Origin of the sequence: Streptomyces sp. NPDC055243 (genome assembly GCF_044544025.1) — a bacterium.
Taxonomy (GTDB): domain Bacteria; phylum Actinomycetota; class Actinomycetes; order Streptomycetales; family Streptomycetaceae; genus Streptomyces.
This window is the reverse complement of sequence record NZ_JBITWR010000004.1, coordinates 37,381-55,708: the sequence shown is the minus strand read 5'-3', so window position 1 is coordinate 55,708 and position 18,328 is coordinate 37,381. Positions and strand designations below refer to the sequence as shown.

The window sequence follows — 18,328 nt, the reverse complement described above, 5'->3', positions numbered from 1 at the left end:
AGCCCCCGTTCGGACCTGGTCCGGGCGGGGGCTTCGTCGTTCCCTCCGCCTTTCCCTTGCAGGGGATTACGTAATTACGTAATACTGGTCCCATGGACTTGGAAGAGCGCGTCGCGGAGCTGGAGCGGCGCATGGCCGAGCTGGAGAGCGCGGGCGCCCCCGCGCCCGCCGCGGTCGAGGGTGACTTCTGGGCGCTGGACGCGCTGAAGGCGCGACTGCCCGAGGAGCGGGTCCCGGACGGCGCCGTCGTGTTCACCGGAGCGGTGCGCGTGCCGACGGGCGAGCGGTACGAGTGGCAGTACGGCCACACCACCGAGCAGCTCCTCGGCGACGACTGGTCCGAGGCCGCCGAGTCGTTCGCCGCGCTCGGGCACCCCGTGCGGCTGAGGCTCCTGCGGGAGATCCTCGGCGGCCGGCGCACCGCGGCCGAGCTCGCGGAACTGGCAGAGATCGGCACGACCGGCCAGATCTACCACCACCTGCGCCAGCTGACCGGCGCGGGCTGGCTGCACACCACGGGGCGCGGCCGCCACGAGGTCCCCGCGGGGCGGATCGTCCCGCTGCTCGTGGTGCTGTCCGCCGCGCGGCCCTGAACCGACCACTGGGGGAAACACCATGTCTGTCCGTCAGCGCAAGTTCGCGGTGCTGCTGCAGCGGCTGCTGATGCTCGTCGTCCTCGTCCACGTGATCACCGGGCTCTTCGTGGACCTGCCCTATCCCTCCTGGTGGGGCATCGTCCCCGCGGTCGGCTTCGTCGCCGTCGCCGTGGTGCTCGGCCAGGTCGCCCGCCGCCACCGGGCACGGGCCGAGCCCCCGGCCCCCGTGGAGATCGCCCCGCCCGTCACCGGCCGCTGGTCCGCGCTGAACAGCCCCGCCGACAAGGTGCCGAGCCACGGCACGCACGGTCTCGGGCAGACCTACGCGATCGACGTCGTGGCCGAGCCGGAGGACGGGGTGCGCCCCGCCTTCGCCTGGCTGTGGCCGATCGCCCGGCGCAACGACGCCTTCCCCGCCTTCGGGGCCCCGCTCCTCGCCGTCGCCGACGCGACCGTCGTGCACGCGGAGGACGGCCAGCGCGACCACCTGAGCCGCAACTCCCTCGTCGCGCTCGCCTACTTGATGATCGTCGAAGGCGTCGGCAGGACGGTGGGCGGTGCCCGCCGCGTCGTCGGCAACCACATCGTGCTCGACATCGGCGAGGGGACGTACGCCGTGTACGCGCACGTCCAGCGGGGTTCGCTCGCCGTGCGCACCGGGGACAGGGTCCGGGCCGGGCAGGTCATGGCCCGCTGCGGGAACTCCGGCAACTCGACCGAACCCCATGTGCACTTCCAGCTGATGGACGGCCCCGACCTGGCCACCGCGCGGGGCGTGCCGTTCCGCTGGCGGGGGGTCGGGGTGCCCGCCAACGGCGAGACGTTCACGGTGCGGGAAGAGGCCCTCCCGGTACCGTGACCTGCATGACAGAGGAGCTGGGGCTGCGTGCGCGCAAGAAGAAGCAGACCGCGTCGCGGATCTGGCGGGTAGCCGTGGACCTCTGCTCCGAGCGGGGCTTCGACCACGTATCCGTGGCGGAGATCGCCGAGGCCGCCGAGGTGTCGAAGATGACCGTCTTCAACTACTTCGGTACGAAGGAAAGCGTGATCGTCAGCCCCCTGGAGGAGCACGTCGGCGATCCCGCCCGCGCCGTGCGCGAGCGGGCGCCGGGACAGTCCGCGGTCGCCGCGATGCGCGGCCAGTTCCTGGAGCAGATCACCGCGCGCGACCCCTCGATCGGCCTCAGCGGCGACCCGCGCACCCTCAAGGTCCGCCAGCTCATCAGCGAGACGCCGACCCTCGCGCACCGCATGGTCATCTTCCACATGCGCAGCGTCCAGCTCCTCGCGGACGCCCTCGCCCAGGAGACGGGCGACATGCTCCTCGCACGCGTCGCCGCCTCCCAGCTGATCGGCGCCCGGAACGCGCTCATCGTGGAGAACCACCAGCGCACCCTCGCCGGCGACCCGCTCGACGAGATCGCGAAGGGCTGCGCCGCGTCCGCCGAGCGCGTCTTCGGCCAGGTGGAAAAGGGTCTCCAGGGGTACCCCGAGAAGAATTAGGCTCGGCCCATGCCACCGGCCAAGAAGCGCACGCGTTCGTACGACTCCGCCAAGATCCGCACCGCCGTGTTCGCCCAGTTCGGGAACGTACGGGAAGCGGTCGGCGCCCTGGAGCCCGAGCAGCTCGCCCTGCCGACCCGGCTCGGCAGCTGGACCGTGCGCGAGCTGGCCGCCCACCTGACGATGGCGCTCATCGGCGCCACCCGCTTCCTCGCCATGCCCGAGCCCCCGGCCCGTGAAGTGGCGCTGCTGGACTGGCCGTTCGCGACCGCCTCGGCCGCCGCGCAGGTCGACGAGGCGTCGCGGGCCTTCGCCGCGCAGGAGGACCTCGGCGAGCTGTACACGCGCACGCTCGCCGGCTTCGAGGAGGCGCTGCCCGACGTCACGGCGGGCCGGCTCGTGCCCACCCGGTTCGGCGCGATGACCCTCGACGACTTCCTGGTCACGCGTACCGTCGAACTCGTCGTCCACACCGACGACCTGAACGACGCGGTGCCGGGTCTGGACGTCCCGTACGACCGCCAGGCCCTGGCCGCCTGCACCCGGCTGCTCGCCGACGCCCTCGCGGTGAAGGCCCCCGGCGGCGCCGTCGAGGTCCGGGTCCCGCCGTTCGCCGTGGTCCAGTGCGTGGAGGGACCCCGGCACACCCGCGGCACGCCGCCGAACGTCGTCGAGACCGACCCGCTGACCTGGATCCGCCTCGCGACCGGGCGTACGGACTGGAAGAGCGCCCTGGACGCGGCGAAGGTCAGCGCGAGCGGGGAGCGGGCGGATCTGGCGGAGCTGCTGCCGGTCATGAGCTGAGCCGATCCGTACCGACGATCCGCCCCGGCGGGCGACGGTCCTCTTCGGCTGGCGGAGGGGAACCAGAACCCCCACTTGCCCCGTCACACCGGCATGCAGAAGCAACGACTGACTCCGACCGTCATGGCCCTGGCCGCCGCGGGCATGCTCACCGCGTGCGGCACCGAGACCGGCTCAGGCAGTGGGTCCGTCGGGTCCGGACAGTCCCTCACCGGCGTGCACTGGAGCGTCGAGAGCGTCACGGTGGGCGGCAAGAAGCAGCAGGCCCCGGCCGACGCCTACGTCAAGATCGGCGACAAGGGCAGGGCCGAGGGCAACTACGGCTGCAACGGCTTCACCGCGGACGTCTCGACGGACGGCGACAAGGTCGACTTCGCCAACGCCATCTCCACCAAGAGGGGCTGCGCGAAACTGGACTTCGAGGACGCCTTCAAGGGCGCCATCGGCAAGGGCGAGCTGAAGGCCGCGGTCGACGGCGACCGGCTGACCCTCACCACCGACAAGGGAGACCGCGTGGCCCTCACCTCGGAGCCGGACGTCCCGCTGACGGGCACCAAGTGGAACGTGAACGCCATCGGCGACGGCAAGGTCACCGCCTCCCTGCCGAAGGAAGTGGACGGCAAGGCCCATCTGACCTTCGGCAAGGACGGCACCGTCCGCGGCAAGCTCGGCTGCAACAACGTCACCGCGAAGGCCGAGGTGGAGGGCGACAGCATCACCCTGGGCGCTCCCCGGAGCACCCGGATGATGTGCGAGGGAGCGGCTGGCGACACCGAGAAGAAGCTCCTCAAGCTCTTCGACGGCAAGGTGACCTACCAGCTGTCCCACCGGGGGCTCTCGCTCACCGCCGCCGACGGCACGGTCGTCAGCGCGAACGCCGACCTGAAGCAGACGAAGTAGCGACGCCCCGGCGGGAGCGGGACTTCAGCAGGAACGCGCCGCCGAAGGCGAGCATCAGGCCGCCGCCGATGGAGTAGGCGAGGCTGGTGTCGGAGTCGCCGCCGGTCTCGGCGAGTTCGGTGGAACCGCCTTCGGGGCGCGCGTCGTTGGAGGCTTCCACGGGAGCCTCTTCCTCTGCCGCGGGCTCGGCGGCAGCCGCCGGCGCCGCCACCCCGTCCAGGCTCACCTCCACCGTGGCCGTGTCCGCCCCCGCCTTGGTGACCTCGACCTCGACCTTCCGGGCCTCGTCCGTCAGCGTCGCGCCCGCCTTGAGCGCGTCCGCGTCGGCCGGGGCGTCGCCGCCGGTGGACTCGTCGGCGTCCGGCGTCGGGTCGACGAGGGCCGAATCGGCGTACTTCCCGTCCTGCACCCGGTAGGCGTGCACGCCCTGGATCTCGCCGTCGAGGGTGCCGGACTCGTGCCGCAGCTCCACGACCAGGCGGTCGTCGCCCAGCGGGATGTCGAGCGCACGGACCCCGCCGCCACTGCCGTACAGCGGACGCAGCGTGTACGTACCGGACTTGGCGACCTTCGCGACCTCGCCGCCCGTCAGCCACTTGTTGTGCAGGAGCTCGGGGGCGGTGAGCCCGGCCTCCCAACCGCCGCCGCCCATCGGGGTCTTGTGGCTGGTGCCGTCCTCCTCGCAGCCCGTGCCGAGGTCGCCCTCGGGGCAGCGGAGGCGCATGTGGTGGCTGTAGCCGAAGTTGTGGCCGAACTCGTGGACCAGGGCCGTCATCGACATCTTGCCGTCGGCGCCGACGGGCATCCAGGTGGTGCCGCCGCCGACGGTGCCGAGCGCGAGCCAGTCGCAGCCGGCCTTCTCCGAGGGGAAGACGAGCGACAGGTGGTCGTAGCCGTCCTCGGGCACGCCCTTCGCGGCGAGTGCCTCGCGCGTCAGGTCGTTGATCTTTCCGGTGTCGCAGCCGGTGGCCGCCAGGTCGATGTCCACGGGCCCGGTGACGCCGTCGCCCTCGGCGGCCTGGAAGGTGGTCGCGCCGCCGGTGACCTCGTTGTAGTACGAGGTGAGGGAGCCGCTCGACCCGAAGTAGTTGTCCTTCAGGGCGGTTTCGAGCGTGCCCGCGTCCGGGATGCGGCTGTCCGTGAAGTTCACCATGGCGACCTGGACGCGCCGCTGCGGCCCGTCGGCGGCGGGAGCGGGCGCGGCGGCGGCAGCGGCCAGGGCGGCGGCCACGGCGGCCGGCAGGAGACAGAGGCGCGGGGACGGCTTCATGGGGGACCTTCCGAGTGGGGGTTCGCGCGGACCTTGGAGATCAACTTGGGCGCGCGCGAGGCACGCTAGCGATCACATCGGCCCGCGCGAACCCCCGGGAAGGCTTCTTAGGCCGCGCTTAAGGCCCAGTTCAGGCAGCGGGGTAGGGCAGCAGCCCCTTCTCCGTCTTCTCCCAGGCCGCCTTCAGCTCCGCGAGGCGCTTCGGTTCGTCCGCGGCCCGGTCGGCCTGCTCGCGCTGGTCCGCCGCGAGGTCGAACAGCTGGTCCTTGCCGCCCTTGCCCCGGTAGTACTTCCACTGCCCGCGCCGCAGCGCCCGCTCCCCGCGCACCCGCCAGAACAGCTCCCGCTCCGCGAGCTCCTCGCCCTTGAGGAGGTAGGGCGCGAGGCTCGTCCCGTCCAGCTTGTAGGCGGGGTTCGGCCGGGCCCCGCCTATCTCCAGGAGCGTCGCCGTCCAGTCCGGGGTGAACACGGGCTCGTGGCTGACCTGCCCGCCGTCGAGCCGCGCGGGCCAGCGCACGATGGTCGGCACGCGGATGCCGCCCTCCTGGAGCGAGGCCTTGTTGCCCGACAGGGGCCAGTTGTACGAGAAGCGCTCGCCGCCGTTGTCGGAGGCGAAGAAGACCAGCGTGTCCCGCTCCTGACCCGACTTCTTCAGGGCCTTGAGGACCTCGCCGACCGAGCGGTCCAGGTCCTGCACCATCTCCGTGTACTTCTCGACGGAGCCGCCGTCCTGGTGCCAGAGCGCGCCCTTCTCGCCCGCCTTGATCCTCCTTACGATCTCCGCGCTCTCCTCCGTGTCGCCGTCCGCGATCCACGGCCAGTGCGGAGTGGTGAAGTTCAGGTTGAGCAGCCAGGGCTTGTCGCCGTGGTCCCGCCGGACGTACTCGCTCGCCCGCTCGGTCAGGATGCGCGTGTAGTAGCGCAGGTCCTTGTACTCGGCGTCGCCCTCCCGGACATCGCCCTCGTAGAGGTCGTACTCACCGCCGAGCCCCAGCTTCGAGTAGTACTCCAGGGCCCCGCCGAAGTTCCCGAAGAACTCGTCCCAGCCCGACTTCGTCGGCGAGTAGTCCGGCAGATAGCCGCAGTGCCACTTGCCGATCAGCGCGGTCGCGTACCCGGCGTCCCGCAGCAGCGAGGCCAGCGTGGGATGCGTCGGCTCCAGGCCAACGGACTTGTCCGCGATCGGCTCCGCCAGCCCGCCCTTCGTACGCCCCGGGAAGCGTCCCGTGTAGAGGCTGAAGCGGGTCGGGGAGCAGGTCGCGGAGCCGGAGTAGGCGTCGGTGAACCGCACGCCCTGGCGTGCGAGGCGGTCCAGGTTCGGGGTGCTGATGTGCGGCGACCCGTAGGAGGAGAGGTCGGCCCAGCCCAGGTCGTCGCCGAGGATGAACAGGATGTTCGGCCGCTTGGCGCCGCGGCGCGGGGCCGCGCGGAAGGGCCGCTCGTGGGCCTCGGCGGCGGCGGGCAGACCCACCGCGGCGGCGGCACCGGCTCCCACGGCGCCCCCGAAGGCGCGGCGGGACAGGGCGGACTGGTCGTACGAAGGCATGGCTGCGCTCCTGAACGGGGCACGGCGCGGCTGGGGCACGTACCCGGAGTCGACAAATAGTGAGACGGAGAGTGAGCTCAGAGCGCGCGGCGACAGATGGCGCTCGCGACACGGACCAGGTCGACGTGGCGGCGCTCCACAAGGGTGGCCGAGGGGTCACCGAGGGGCTGCAGGGGCATGGACCAGGAGCTTCACGGGACCCGCCCGCCCCTGTCAACGCTCTCGCTCACCTGTTCACAAGGGCTTCGTACTCCACGGACGCACCGGGAGCGTCATCACGCTCCGTGCGGGGGCCGTATCCCCAATTCGGACCAGTGGTCGATCTCGCCTACACTCGGTGTCGTGCCACGTGGTGACGGTCGACTCAATCATGATCTGCTCCCCGGCGAGAAAGGCCCCCAGGACGCTTGTGGCGTCTTCGGTGTCTGGGCTCCGGGTGAAGAGGTCGCCAAGCTCACTTACTTCGGGCTTTACGCCCTACAGCATCGAGGCCAGGAGTCCGCGGGAATCGCGGTCAGCAACGGCTCCCAGATCCTTGTCTTCAAGGACATGGGGCTGGTTTCCCAGGTCTTTGACGAAACCTCTCTCAGCTCGCTCCAGGGTCATATCGCGGTCGGTCACGCCCGCTACTCGACCACCGGGGCCTCCGTATGGGAGAACGCCCAGCCGACGTTCCGTGCCACCGCGCACGGCTCCATCGCGCTCGGGCACAACGGCAACCTCGTCAACACGGCCCAGCTCGCCGAGCTGGTCGCCGAGCTGCCCAAGGAGAACGGCCGCGCGACCCAGGTCGCGGCGACCAACGACACCGATCTGGTGACGGCTCTCCTCGCGGGCCAGACGGACGACGACGGCAAGCCGCTGACCATCGAAGAAGCCGCCATGAAGGTCCTCCCGGACGTCCGGGGCGCCTTCTCCCTGGTCTTCATGGACGAGGGCACGCTGTACGCGGCGCGCGACCCGCAGGGCATCCGCCCGCTGGTCCTCGGCCGCCTGGAGCGCGGCTGGGTCGTCGCGTCGGAGTCCGCGGCGCTCGACATCTGCGGCGCCAGCTACGTCCGCGAGGTCGAGCCCGGCGAGTTCATCGCGGTCGACGAGAACGGCCTGCGAACGGCCCGATTCGCGGAAGCGAAGCCCAAGGGCTGTGTCTTCGAGTACGTCTATCTGGCGCGCCCCGACACCGACATCGCGGGCCGGAACGTCTACCTCTCGCGCGTCGAGATGGGCCGGAAACTCGCCAAGGAAGCCCCGGCGGAAGCCGACCTCGTCATAGCGACCCCGGAGTCCGGAACGCCCGCCGCGATCGGTTACGCGGAAGCCTCCGGCATCCCCTTCGGCGCCGGCCTGGTCAAGAACGCCTACGTCGGCCGGACCTTCATCCAGCCCTCGCAGACGATCCGCCAGCTGGGCATCCGTCTGAAGCTGAACCCCCTCAAGGAAGTCATCAAGGGCAAGCGTCTTGTCGTCGTCGACGACTCGATCGTCCGCGGCAACACCCAGCGCGCCCTGGTCAAGATGCTCCGCGAGGCCGGCGCCGCCGAGATCCACATCCGGATCTCCTCGCCGCCCGTGAAGTGGCCCTGCTTCTTCGGCATCGACTTCGCGACCCGCGCCGAGCTCATCGCCAACGGCATGACGATCGACGAGATCGCCACGTCCATGGGCGCCGACTCGCTCTCGTACATCTCCATCGACGGCATGATCGAGGCCACGACCATCGACAAGCCGAACCTCTGCCGCGCCTGCTTCGACGGCGTGTACCCGATGGACCTCCCCGACCCCGAGCTGCTCGGCAAGCAGCTCCTGGAGACGGAGCTGGCCGCCGGTCCGGCGTCCACGGCAGCGGCCGACGCGATCCGTCGCCCGTAAGCCCCGTACGTAGTAACGACACGAAAGTTCTCACCCCACATGTCTGAGACCACTGGTGCCAGCTACGCCTCCGCAGGCGTCGACATCGAGGCGGGCGACCGCGCCGTCGAGCTGATGAAGGAGTGGGTGAAGAAGACGCAGCGCCCCGAGGTACTCGGTGGCATCGGCGGCTTCGCCGGACTCTTCGACGCCTCCGCCCTCAAGCGCTTCGAGCGCCCCCTGCTCGCCTCCGCCACCGACGGTGTCGGCACGAAGGTCGACATCGCCCGCCAGCTCGGCGTGTACGACACCATCGGGCACGACCTGGTCGCCATGGTCATGGACGACATCGTGGTGTGCGGCGCCGAGCCGCTCTTCATGACCGACTACATCTGCGTCGGCAAGGTCCACCCCGAGCGTGTCGCGGCCATCGTGAAGGGCATCGCCGAGGGCTGTGTGCTCGCCGGCTGCGCCCTCATCGGCGGCGAGACGGCCGAGCACCCGGGCCTGCTCGGCCCGGACGACTTCGACGTCGCGGGCGCCGGCACGGGCGCGGTCGAGGCCGACCGCGTGCTCGGCCCCGATCGCATCCGTAAGGGGGACGCGGTCATCGCGATGGCGTCCTCCGGTCTTCACTCGAACGGGTACTCGCTGGTGCGGCACGTGGTCTTCGACCGCGCCGGATGGTCCCTGGACCGCCAGGTCGAGGAGTTCGGCCGCACGCTCGGCGAGGAGCTCCTGGAGCCCACCAAGATCTACTCCCTGGACTGCCTGGCGCTCACCCGCACCACGGACGTCCACGCCTTCAGCCACATCACGGGCGGCGGCCTCGCGGCGAACCTGGGCCGGGTCGTCCCGGACGGTCTGCACGCGATCGTCGACCGCGAGACCTGGGCGCCCGGCGCGGTCTTCGACGTCGTCGGCAAGGCCGGCCAGGTCGAGCGCCTGGAGCTGGAGAAGACGCTGAACATGGGCGTCGGCATGATGGCGATCGTCCCCGAGGAGTCCGCCGACGCGGCCCTCGCGACCCTCGCGGACCGCGGCGTGGACGCCTGGATCGCCGGTGAGATCACCGAGCGCGGCGAGCACACCGATGGCGCGGCGCTGATCGGTGACTACTCCAAGTAAGCCCTGCGGGGCAGCACAAAACCCGGTCCGGTGTGGTGACCACCCCGGACCGGGTCAGGTGCAGTTGCTACGAGAACTGCGAATGCTGCAAGTGCTGCGAATGCAACGAGGTCAAGCGCCGCGGCGCTGCGACGAGGGGCCGGACTCTTCAGCAGAGTCGTCGTCCTCGTCGTCGTTATACAGATCCGCGTACTGGGCGTACGGGTCGTCTTCCTCGTCGTCGTCCTCGAACGGCTCGCCATTAGGCGGCTGTTGCGAAGTCGAAGCGCCCAGCTCATTGGCCAGACGCGACAGGTCAGTCCCGCCGCTGCTGTACTTCAGCTGGCGGGCGACCTTCGTCTGCTTGGCCTTTGCCCGGCCGCGCCCCATGGCTCGACCCCCTCGGATATGGGGCTTGGTGACCCCAGAGTCTTGACACGCGTTCATGATCAGGAACGGGCTCTCCGTGGAGAGGCCGGTCCGTAGGGCTTCCACGGTACCTGCTCCTGCGGCCATACGGTACGTCGCCCGCAGGACGCGCCTCGGCGCAGAACCCGCGAGGAGCCCTGTCCTCGCTGGTCAACTGCGATTTTAACCTCTTCTTGTCGGGCGACCCGCCGACGGGGGTGAGTCTTGTCTCTCGCGCACGTCGACGGGGCCCCTGCACGGCGCCTGCGGGGTCAGCTGCGGCGGGCCTCCGCCATGCGCTGCTCGGCGATCCTGTCGGCCGCCGCGGCCGGCGGAATACCGTCTTCCTTCGCACGAGCGAATATGGCAAGAGTGGTGTCGAAGATCTTCGACGCCTTCGCCTTGCACCGGTCGAAGTCGAAGCCGTGCAGCTCGTCGGCGACCTGGATCACGCCGCCGGCGTTCACCACGTAGTCGGGCGCGTAGAGGATTCCGCGGTCGGCGAGGTCCTTCTCCACACCGGGGTGCTCGAGCTGGTTGTTGGCGGCGCCGCAGACCACCTTGGCGGTGAGCACCGGCACGGAGTCGTCGTTCAGGGCGCCGCCCAGCGCGCAGGGGGCGTACACGTCGAGGTCCTCGACGCGGATCAGCGCCTCGGTGTCGGCGACGGCCGTCACGGACGGGTGCTTGTGCGTGACGCGGTTCACGGACTCCTCGCGCACGTCGGTGATCACGACCTCGGCGCCGTCCTCCAGGAGGTGCTCGACGAGGTGGTGGCCGACCTTGCCGACGCCCGCGACGCCGACCTTGCGGCCGCGCAGCGAGGGGTCGCCCCACAGGTGCTGGGCCGAGGCCCGCATGCCCTGGAAGACGCCGAAGGCGGTGAGCACGGAGGAGTCGCCCGCGCCGCCGTTCTCGGGGGAGCGGCCGGTCGTCCAGCGGCACTCACGTGCGACGACGTCCATGTCCGCCACGTACGTGCCGACGTCGCACGCCGTCACGTAGCGACCGCCGAGCGAGGCCACGAAGCGGCCGTAGGCGAGGAGGAGCTCCTCGCTCTTGATCTGCTCCGGGTCGCCGATGATCACGGCCTTGCCGCCGCCGTGGTCGAGACCGGCCATGGCGTTCTTGTACGACATCCCGCGCGCGAGGTTCAGCGCGTCGGCGACGGCGGCTTCCTCGCTCGCGTACGGATAGAAGCGCGTGCCGCCGAGGGCCGGGCCCAGGGCGGTGGAGTGGATGGCGATGACGGCCTTGAGGCCGCTGGCACGGTCCTGGCAGAGCACTACTTGCTCATGGCCGCCCTGGTCCGAGTGGAACAGGGTGTGCAGGACGCCGTTGTCTGCTTCGGTCACTGTGGTGACTCCCGGTCAAGTGGCGGCGGTTGGGCGGGCGCCCGTGCGGGTGGCGGGGCCCGATGGGCATGAGACTAGAGCCTGTGAGAACCCGGTGGCCGCGCAGTGCCGAGGATCACCCTCTCCCGGCGCAGCGAGGAGTACGGCGGAGTTCGGCCATGGCACGATTTGCAGTGTTTTCCAGCCGGTACGCGGGGGAGGGAGCAGCCGTGCCCAAGGTGTCTTCGTTGGTCGTCCCGTACGCGTCCTACTTGCGCGTCTATGAGCCGCTCGCCGCTTTCCCGGAGCCCGAGCGTGATCACTGGGCGCGCTACGCGCGTCGCACCGACCGTCCCTCGTACCAGGACGAACTGAGGCGGTCGCTGGCCGATTTGCTGCCCACGCCGCCGGTGCCCGTGCCGGTGCACGAGAGCAGCGACGCGTTCGTGGTGGAGGCCGACGGGGTGGTGTGCGTCTGCCCCTGGCGGACCCGGCTGCGCGGCTGGCAGGCGCTGGGGGAGCTGCCGGGGCAGCTGCCGATGCCGGTCCTCGACGCGGTCCTGCCGCCGGTGGTGCGCCGCCAGACGACCGCGGACTACGAACAGTGGCTCGTGCGGAACCCGGACGCGCGCCCGTGGATCCGTACGTCGACGTGGCAGGTGCCGCTGAACTGGTTCGTGCTCGTCTCGGACGAGGAGCGTCAGTTCGAGAAGGGGTACGAGAAGAAGCGCGAGGAGGACGAGGGGGGCGAGGCGGCGGCCGGCGCGCCCGTCCTGCGCTACCGGACCCCGATGGTGCAGGCGCGGTGCCGGGTGGCCCGCGGCCTCAGGACGCTGCGGGACACGATCGACGAAGGGCCGCTCGTCGACGGGCTCATGGACGTCGGCCGGTGGCTGGAGGAGTTCCATCCGCGCTCGCTGGTCGAGCTCGACTACGGCGGGCTCGTGCACGCCCTGTCCGAGGAGCAGCTCGACGAGGACCACTCGGCGGCGGACGTGGCGGAAGGAATCGAGGCGCTGCGCGACGGAGACGGCGAGGGGGCCGGCGAGGCGTATGCGAGGCTCATGGAGCGATGGAGGGCGGTCCGGGACCGTCAGTTCTCGAACTGAGCGTCAGCGGGCCGTTCGTGGGTCATCCCAACGAGTCATCCCTACCTGACGCCTACACGGGACGTAGGTCCCGATCCGGGCTTTTGTCTCAAGCGTGACGGACCGCACTTACTGGGCCCTTGCGCCCATCGCCCCCCCTCGTGCCAAAATAGGACAAGGAGTCCGGGGAGGGCTCCTTCCGTCCATGTGTGGGCGGAATGCTCAGCATTGCACGCTATGGGGGGTCTGTTGACTCCTGATCGCTCTGTGACTGATCGTCACTGTGGCGTGACTGTCCGCTATGGCATGGTCCATCGGCTTCCGTCGCTGATAGACACCTGGGAGGGCAATTCCATCGGTTTGGCCGACGTGGCTGGACGGATGGTGTAGTTGTAGTGCCGAGGACAAGCCGTTCGTCCTATAACCGACTCGACTCGCGTCCGCCATTTCGGGCAACGCGGGTCAAGGTGCAGAATTTAGAGGAATGAACCGAGAAGGTTCGGTTCTCCGAGGAGGCCGCTCATGACCGCTCGCACCCCTGATGCCGAGCCGCTGCTGACCCCGGCTGAGGTTGCCACGATGTTCCGCGTCGACCCCAAGACGGTGACGCGCTGGGCCAAGGCTGGCAAGCTCACGTCGATTCGCACGCTCGGCGGCCATCGCCGTTACCGCGAGGCTGAGGTCCGCGCACTGCTCGCGGGTATCCCGCAGCAGCGCAGCGAGGCCTGATCTACCGCATTACCGCAGTACCACGCAGTACCCGGACGAAACGTACGACCGCTGCTGGGTCCCCCAATCCAGCCGCAACGTCCGACTTCTAGCTACATGCGACGCGGGTCCCGCCCCAACGGGTCCCACGCCTGAGCCTCATGGGTGAGTCGTCTTCGATCGCGCTGGACTCCGCCGGGTCCAGCGCGATCTTTTTTGTGTGCCCGGGAGGTGCTGGTGAGCGCCGCTGTGAGCGGGCTTGTTGGTCTCTGAGGAGTGCTGGGGCCGCGCTGTGGAGCGGCTGTGGCGCCACCCTCCCCCCACCCTTGTGCGGCCCGGACGGGCGCTGTGCGGGGTGGTGCAATTGCACATATTAAATTGACTGGTTGTAAGACGGGTGTAAGTTCAGGGGTTTTCAAAACGACTTCGGTGACACCCGTCACACGCCGTGAACCTTGTTGCCCGCGATACCTCTGAGCTAGAGGAGATCCCGGGGCGCACAGGGGAGTTGGCTCCCGCGCGCCCGAGGCGCCCGGGGGGTCCTCCCCCTCACCCTCCCACCACCGGGGTGGGTCGCGGGTCGGCTTTGGTCACGCATTCGGGGGACTTTCGTCCTCGCCCGGCTCGCCGCCGCTCTCACAGCCGTTCTGGGCGGCGGGTGAGGTCTCCAGGACGAGGCGCTCCAGGCGGTGGCAGATCGGGCAGTGCCGGGTCAGGTGGCGATAGCTGGTCGCCGCCGAGAGGTGGGCGCGCAGCAGAGCGCGTGTCTCGTGCCGTGCGGACGCCGCAGATGCCGTCATGCGCCACCTCCTGATGAGGAACCGGTCCCGCCCCGCTCCCTGTTGTCTAGGTACCGGCGGAATGTGACGCAGTCAAGATGCGGGTACGACAACGGGCCGCACCCGTTTGCGGGGTGCGGCCCGTGGGGTGGCGAGGCGATTGGGGTGCATGGGGTGGTACGCAAGAAGGGCCGCACCCGTTTGCCGGGTGCGGCCCTTCCTTTACTGCGGTCCTGACGGGATTTGAACCCGCGGCCTCCACCTTGACAGGGTGGCGAGCACTCCAAACTGCTCCACAGGACCTTGCTTTGCGGCACTGATTGCTGCGTTGTGCTGCGAGACGAGACTCTACAGCAGGCCACGGGCGCTGGTCGAACTCGCTCTGCGTGAGCGGCTCGTCACGGTGCCACGGCGTCGATCGCCTTCACGATCCGCTTGTCCGAGACGGGGTACGCCGTGCCCAGCGCGTGCGCGAAGTAGCTGACGCGGAGCTCCTCCAGCATCCAGCGGATGTCCAGGACCTCCTGGGGCACGGGGCGGCCCTGCGGGAGCTGCTCCAGGAGCCAGGCGTACTCGTCCTGCATCTCGTGGACCTTCTCCATGCGCGAGGTGTCCCGCTGCACGTTCGTCGGCATCTGCTGGAGCCGGCGGTCGGCGGCCGTCATGTAGCGCATCAGGTCCGCCAGGCGGCGGATGCCGGTGGCCGTGACGAAGCCGGGGCCGACGAGGGCGTCCAACTGCGCCCGCACGTCCGCGAGGTTGGCCAGGAGCGTCGGGCTCTTCGTCGACTTCAGGCGGCGCTCACAGGCCTGCCAGGCGGCGAGGACCTGCTGGACCTGGCTCACCGTGCGGACCGTCGTGTCGACGATCTCCGCGCGCACCTTCTCGTACAGCTTGCGGTAGGACTCCTCGTCCCAGGCGGGACCGCCGAAGTCGCCGATCAGCTTGTCCGCCGCCGCCATCGCGCAGTCCGCGAAGAGCGCCTGGATGGAGCCGTGCGGATTGGCGGACAGGGCGATCTTCTGGGCGTTGGTCAGCTTGTCCGAGGCGAACTTGGCCGGATTCACCGGGATGTTGCGCAGGATGAGGCGCCGCGTGCCCTTCCACATCGCCTGCTGCTGCTCGGCCTCGGTGTCGAAGAGGCGTACGGACACGGTGTCGCCGTCGTCCACGAGCGCCGGGTACGCCTTCACCGGCTGGCCCGCGCGACGCGTCTCGAAGACGCGGCTGAGGGAGCCGATGGACCAGTCCGTGAGGCCTGTCCGTTCGACTGCCGAGCCGCCCGTGCGCTCGGCCGTCGCGGCGGCGGCCTGGGAGAGCGCCTTGCGGGCCTTCGGGCGCAGCTGGAGCTTCAGCGCCTCCAGGTCCTTGTCCTCGGCGAGCTTCTTGCGTCGCTCGTCGGTGATCCGGAAGGTGATCTTCAGGTGGTCCGGTACGCGGGTGAGGTCGAAGTCGTCCGGGGAGACGGGGACGCCGACCATCCGCTGGAGCTCACGGGCCAGCGTCACGTGCAGCGGCTCCTGGAGGGGGACCGCCCGCTCCAGGAACGCCGTGGCGTAGTTGGGCGCCGGGACGTAGTGCCGGCGGATCGGCTTGGGCAGGGAGCGGATCAGCTCGATCACGACCTCCTCGCGCAGGCCCGGGATCTGCCAGTCGAAGCCGTCCGCCGTGACCTGGTTCAGGACCTGGAGCGGGACGTGGACGGTGACGCCGTCCGCGTCCGCGCCCGGCTCGAACTGGTACGTCACCCGGAACTTGAGCGGCCCCTGGAGCCACGTGTCGGGATAGTCGTCCTTCGACACGTCACCCGCGCGCTCGTTGATGAGCATCGACCGCTCGAAGTCGAGCAGCTCGGGCTCCTCGCGCTGCTTCTTCTTCCACCAGGAGTCGAAGTGCGCCCCCGACACCACGTCCGCGGGCACCCGCTGGTCGTAGAAGTCGAACAGCGTCTCGTCGTCCACGAGGATGTCGCGGCGCCTCGCGCGGTGCTCCAGCTCCTCCACCTCGGTCAGGAGGCGGCGGTTGGCGGCGAAGAACTTGTGGTGCGTGCGCCAGTCGCCCTCGACGAGCGCGTTGCGGATGAACAGGTCGCGAGAGACCTCGGGGTCGATGCGGCCGTAGTTCACCTTGCGGTCGGTGACGAGCGGGATGCCGTACAGCGTGACCTTCTCGACCGCCATCACCGCGGCCTGGTCCTTCTCCCAGTGCGGCTCGCTGTACGTGCGCTTCAGGAGGTGCTGGGCGAGCGGCTCGACCCACTCCGGCTCGATGCGCGCGTTGACCCGCGCCCAGAGCCGGGAGGTCTCGACGAGCTCGGCCGACATGATGAAGCGCGGGGGCTTCTTGAAGAGCGCGGAGCCCGGGAAGACCGCGAACTTGGCGTTGCGGGCGCCCAGATACTCGCCACGGCCGCCGCGCTGCTTGGGGTCGCTGTCCTTGGACTCCTTCACGTCCTTCATCCCGATGTGGGAGAGCAGTCCGGCGAGCAGGGAGATGTGCACCTGCTGCTCGGGGGCGTCGTCCTCGTTGAGGTTGATGCCCATCTGCTTGGCGACCGTGCGCAGCTGCGTGTAGATGTCCTGCCACTCGCGGATCCGCAGGAAGTTCAGGTACTCCGCCTTGCACATCCGGCGGAACGAGGAGGAGCCGCGCTCCTTCTGCTGCTCGCGGACGTACCGCCACATGTTGAGGAAGGCCAGGAAGTCGGAGGTCTCGTCCTTGAAGCGGGCGTGCTGCTGGTCGGCCTGTGTCTGCTTCTCGGCGGGGCGCTCGCGCGGGTCCTGGATGGAGAGCGCGGCGGCGATCACCATGACCTCGCGTACGCAGCCGTTCTTGTCGGCCTCCAGGACCATGCGGGCCAGGCGCGGGTCCACCGGCAGCTGGGCCAGCTTGCGGCCCTCCGGGGTGAGGCGTTTCTTCGGGTCCTTCTGCGTCGGGTCGAGCGCGCCCAGTTCCTGGAGGAGCTGGACGCCGTCGCGGATGTTGCGGTGGTCCGGCGGGTCGATGAAGGGGAACTTCTCGATGTCGCCGAGGCCGGCGGCGGTCATCTGCAGGATGACGCTCGCCAGGTTCGTACGGAGGATCTCCGCGTCCGTGAACTCGGGGCGTGCGACGAAGTCGTCCTCCGAGTAGAGGCGGATGCAGATGCCGTCCGACGTACGGCCGCAGCGGCCCTTGCGCTGGTTGGCGCTGGCCTGGCTGATCGCCTCGATGGGCAGCCGCTGCACCTTCGTACGGTGGCTGTAGCGGGAGATGCGGGCCGTGCCCGGGTCGATGACGTACTTGATGCCCGGGACGGTCAGGGAGGTCTCGGCGACGTTCGTCGCGAGGACGACGCGTCTGCCCGTGTGCTGCTGGAAGACGCGGTGCTGCTCGGCGTGCGAGAGGCGGGCGTAGAGGGGGAGGACCTCGGTGAAGCGATAGTTCTTCTTGTTGAGCGCGTCCGCCGTGTCACGGATCTCGCGCTCGCCGGAGAGGAAGACCAGGATGTCGCCCTTGCCCTCCGCCTGGAGCTCCTCGACGGCGTCCGTGATCGCGGTGATCTGATCGCGGTCCGTGTCCTGCGAGTCGTCTTCGAGGAGGGGGCGATAGCGCACCTCGACGGGGTACGTACGGCCGCTGACCTCGACGATCGGGGCGTCACCGAAGTGCCGCGAGAACCGCTCGGGGTCGATGGTCGCCGAGGTGATGACGACCTTCAGGTCCGGGCGCTTGGGCAGCAGCTGGGCGAGATAGCCGAGCAGGAAGTCGATGTTGAGGGACCGCTCGTGGGCCTCGTCGATGATGATCGTGTCGTACGCGCGCAGCTCGCGGTCCGTCTGGATCTCGGCCAGCAGGATGCCGTCCGTCATCAGCTTCACGTACGTGTCGGCGCCCACCTGGTCCGTGAAGCGGACCTTCCAGCCGACGGCCTCGCCGAGCGGGGTGTTCAGCTCGTCGGCCACGCGCTCGGCGACCGTGCGGGCCGCGATGCGGCGGGGCTGCGTATGGCCGATCATGCCGCGCAGGCCGCGCCCGAGCTCCATGCAGATCTTGGGGATCTGCGTCGTCTTGCCGGAGCCCGTCTCGCCCGCGACGATCACGACCTGGTGGTCGCGGATCGCCGCCGCGATGTCGTCCTTCTTCTGGCTGACCGGCAGTTCCTGCGGATACGTGATCTTGGGCAGACGACTGCCCCGCTCGGCCATCCGCGCCGCGGCCTTGTCGACGTCCGCCGCGATCTCGGCGATGACGGCGGCCCGGGCGTCGGGCTTGCGGATCCGGCGTGCACCCTCCATCCGGCGGCCGATCCGGTGCTCGTCGCGCAGCGACAGCTCGGACAGGCGCGGGGCGAGGGTGTCGAGGGTGAGGGCAGGCTGCGTAGACATACGGCGTCCAGGATCTCACCCGCCGCTCGAAGGTGGCGAACCGATTTATCTGGCGGGGCGCCCGGGGACG

16 protein-coding genes and 1 tRNA gene are annotated in these 18,328 nt (G+C 69.8%); 9 read left to right on the top strand and 8 right to left on the bottom strand.

Features of this window, described 5'->3' with window-relative positions; translation table 11 throughout:
• The first annotated feature begins 92 nt into the window (after nucleotides 1-92).
• The 5 genes from ACIGXX_RS13060 (at nucleotide 93) to ACIGXX_RS13040 (ending at nucleotide 3,803) form a co-directional block, all read left to right on the top strand.
• Complete coding sequence (locus tag ACIGXX_RS13060) at nucleotides 93-593, top strand: winged helix-turn-helix domain-containing protein (RefSeq protein WP_351167494.1); 501 nt, start codon at nucleotides 93-95, stop codon at nucleotides 591-593.
• 22 nt (nucleotides 594-615) lie between these two features.
• A complete protein-coding gene (locus ACIGXX_RS13055) occupies nucleotides 616-1,455 on the top strand; it encodes a M23 family metallopeptidase (RefSeq protein ID WP_399975300.1) in 840 nt (279 codons plus the stop codon).
• A 5-nt stretch (nucleotides 1,456-1,460) separates the two neighbouring features.
• Nucleotides 1,461-2,099 (top strand): TetR/AcrR family transcriptional regulator, encoded by a 639-nt coding sequence (locus ACIGXX_RS13050; RefSeq protein ID WP_351167498.1) that lies wholly within the window; start codon nucleotides 1,461-1,463, stop codon nucleotides 2,097-2,099.
• Nucleotides 2,100-2,108: 9 nt separating this feature from the next.
• Nucleotides 2,109-2,903, top strand: coding sequence for a sterol carrier family protein (locus ACIGXX_RS13045; protein ID WP_399975297.1), 795 nt, complete (start codon nucleotides 2,109-2,111; stop codon nucleotides 2,901-2,903).
• A gap of 93 nt (nucleotides 2,904-2,996) precedes the next feature.
• Entirely contained in the window at nucleotides 2,997-3,803 is an 807-nt protein-coding gene (locus tag ACIGXX_RS13040) for an META domain-containing protein (RefSeq protein WP_351167501.1), read from the top strand.
• On the opposite strand, the gene ACIGXX_RS13035 is transcribed toward ACIGXX_RS13040, so the two are convergent.
• From ACIGXX_RS13035 to ACIGXX_RS13025, 3 genes are all read right to left on the bottom strand, one after another.
• Complete coding sequence (locus ACIGXX_RS13035) at nucleotides 3,769-5,073, bottom strand: LPXTG cell wall anchor domain-containing protein (RefSeq protein WP_399975293.1); 1,305 nt, start codon at nucleotides 5,071-5,073, stop codon at nucleotides 3,769-3,771. The two genes, ACIGXX_RS13040 and ACIGXX_RS13035, sit on opposite strands and share 35 nt — an antisense overlap.
• A gap of 130 nt (nucleotides 5,074-5,203) precedes the next feature.
• Nucleotides 5,204-6,619, bottom strand: coding sequence for a sulfatase (locus ACIGXX_RS13030; protein ID WP_399975290.1), 1,416 nt, complete (start codon nucleotides 6,617-6,619; stop codon nucleotides 5,204-5,206).
• 77 nt (nucleotides 6,620-6,696) lie between these two features.
• Nucleotides 6,697-6,798 (bottom strand): putative leader peptide, encoded by a 102-nt coding sequence (locus tag ACIGXX_RS13025; RefSeq protein WP_351167507.1) that lies wholly within the window; start codon nucleotides 6,796-6,798, stop codon nucleotides 6,697-6,699.
• Between the two features lie 163 nt (nucleotides 6,799-6,961).
• Between ACIGXX_RS13025 and purF the strand changes: the two genes are divergently transcribed.
• Nucleotides 6,962-8,488, top strand: a complete 1,527-nt coding sequence (gene purF, locus ACIGXX_RS13020) for an amidophosphoribosyltransferase (protein WP_351167508.1) — start codon at nucleotides 6,962-6,964, stop codon at nucleotides 8,486-8,488.
• 39 nt (nucleotides 8,489-8,527) lie between these two features.
• Nucleotides 8,528-9,595, top strand: a complete 1,068-nt coding sequence (gene purM, locus ACIGXX_RS13015) for a phosphoribosylformylglycinamidine cyclo-ligase (RefSeq protein WP_399975287.1) — start codon at nucleotides 8,528-8,530, stop codon at nucleotides 9,593-9,595.
• A 111-nt stretch (nucleotides 9,596-9,706) separates the two neighbouring features.
• Here purM and ACIGXX_RS13010 read toward each other — a convergent pair whose 3' ends face one another.
• Together ACIGXX_RS13010 and ACIGXX_RS13005 are read right to left on the bottom strand one after the other, a co-directional pair.
• Nucleotides 9,707-9,964, bottom strand: a complete 258-nt coding sequence (locus ACIGXX_RS13010; RefSeq protein ID WP_344522176.1) for a DUF3073 domain-containing protein — start codon at nucleotides 9,962-9,964, stop codon at nucleotides 9,707-9,709.
• Between the two features lie 290 nt (nucleotides 9,965-10,254).
• A complete protein-coding gene (locus ACIGXX_RS13005; RefSeq protein WP_351167512.1) occupies nucleotides 10,255-11,337 on the bottom strand; it encodes a Glu/Leu/Phe/Val dehydrogenase dimerization domain-containing protein in 1,083 nt (360 codons plus the stop codon).
• 209 nt (nucleotides 11,338-11,546) lie between these two features.
• On the opposite strand from ACIGXX_RS13005, the gene ACIGXX_RS13000 reads away from it, so the two are divergent.
• Together ACIGXX_RS13000 and bldC are read left to right on the top strand one after the other, a co-directional pair.
• Complete coding sequence (locus ACIGXX_RS13000) at nucleotides 11,547-12,425, top strand: hypothetical protein (protein ID WP_399975283.1); 879 nt, start codon at nucleotides 11,547-11,549, stop codon at nucleotides 12,423-12,425.
• A 501-nt stretch (nucleotides 12,426-12,926) separates the two neighbouring features.
• Nucleotides 12,927-13,133 (top strand): developmental transcriptional regulator BldC, encoded by a 207-nt coding sequence (gene bldC / locus ACIGXX_RS12995; RefSeq protein ID WP_003949541.1) that lies wholly within the window; start codon nucleotides 12,927-12,929, stop codon nucleotides 13,131-13,133.
• A gap of 569 nt (nucleotides 13,134-13,702) precedes the next feature.
• Here the strand turns inward: bldC and ACIGXX_RS12990 are convergent.
• From ACIGXX_RS12990 to hrpA, 3 genes are all read right to left on the bottom strand, one after another.
• On the bottom strand, nucleotides 13,703-13,912 hold the full coding sequence (locus ACIGXX_RS12990) for a DUF6274 family protein (RefSeq protein WP_361469730.1): 210 nt from the start codon (nucleotides 13,910-13,912) through the stop codon (nucleotides 13,703-13,705).
• A gap of 207 nt (nucleotides 13,913-14,119) precedes the next feature.
• A tRNA-Asp gene (locus tag ACIGXX_RS12985) sits at nucleotides 14,120-14,194 on the bottom strand.
• Nucleotides 14,195-14,289: 95 nt separating this feature from the next.
• Nucleotides 14,290-18,258, bottom strand: coding sequence for an ATP-dependent RNA helicase HrpA (gene hrpA, locus ACIGXX_RS12980; protein ID WP_361469733.1), 3,969 nt, complete (start codon nucleotides 18,256-18,258; stop codon nucleotides 14,290-14,292).
• Nucleotides 18,259-18,328 lie beyond the last annotated feature (70 nt).

Excerpts from the sequence above, each read along its gene's own strand:
- ACIGXX_RS13060 (WP_351167494.1), top strand. The coding sequence starts at position 93 with ATGGACTTGGAAGAGCGCGTCGCGGAGCTGGAGCGGCGCATGGCCGAG.
- ACIGXX_RS13055 (WP_399975300.1), top strand. The coding sequence starts at position 616 with ATGTCTGTCCGTCAGCGCAAGTTCGCGGTGCTGCTGCAGCGGCTGCTG.
- ACIGXX_RS13050 (WP_351167498.1), top strand. The coding sequence starts at position 1,461 with ATGACAGAGGAGCTGGGGCTGCGTGCGCGCAAGAAGAAGCAGACCGCG.
- ACIGXX_RS13045 (WP_399975297.1), top strand. The coding sequence starts at position 2,109 with ATGCCACCGGCCAAGAAGCGCACGCGTTCGTACGACTCCGCCAAGATC.
- ACIGXX_RS13040 (WP_351167501.1), top strand. The coding sequence starts at position 2,997 with ATGCAGAAGCAACGACTGACTCCGACCGTCATGGCCCTGGCCGCCGCG.
- ACIGXX_RS13035 (WP_399975293.1), bottom strand. The coding sequence starts at position 5,073 with ATGAAGCCGTCCCCGCGCCTCTGTCTCCTGCCGGCCGCCGTGGCCGCC.
- ACIGXX_RS13030 (WP_399975290.1), bottom strand. The coding sequence starts at position 6,619 with ATGCCTTCGTACGACCAGTCCGCCCTGTCCCGCCGCGCCTTCGGGGGC.
- ACIGXX_RS13025 (WP_351167507.1), bottom strand. The coding sequence starts at position 6,798 with ATGCCCCTGCAGCCCCTCGGTGACCCCTCGGCCACCCTTGTGGAGCGC.
- purM (WP_399975287.1), top strand. The coding sequence starts at position 8,528 with ATGTCTGAGACCACTGGTGCCAGCTACGCCTCCGCAGGCGTCGACATC.
- ACIGXX_RS13010 (WP_344522176.1), bottom strand. The coding sequence starts at position 9,964 with ATGGGGCGCGGCCGGGCAAAGGCCAAGCAGACGAAGGTCGCCCGCCAG.
- bldC (WP_003949541.1), top strand. The coding sequence starts at position 12,927 with ATGACCGCTCGCACCCCTGATGCCGAGCCGCTGCTGACCCCGGCTGAG.
- ACIGXX_RS12990 (WP_361469730.1), bottom strand. The coding sequence starts at position 13,912 with ATGACGGCATCTGCGGCGTCCGCACGGCACGAGACACGCGCTCTGCTG.
- hrpA (WP_361469733.1), bottom strand. The coding sequence starts at position 18,258 with ATGTCTACGCAGCCTGCCCTCACCCTCGACACCCTCGCCCCGCGCCTG.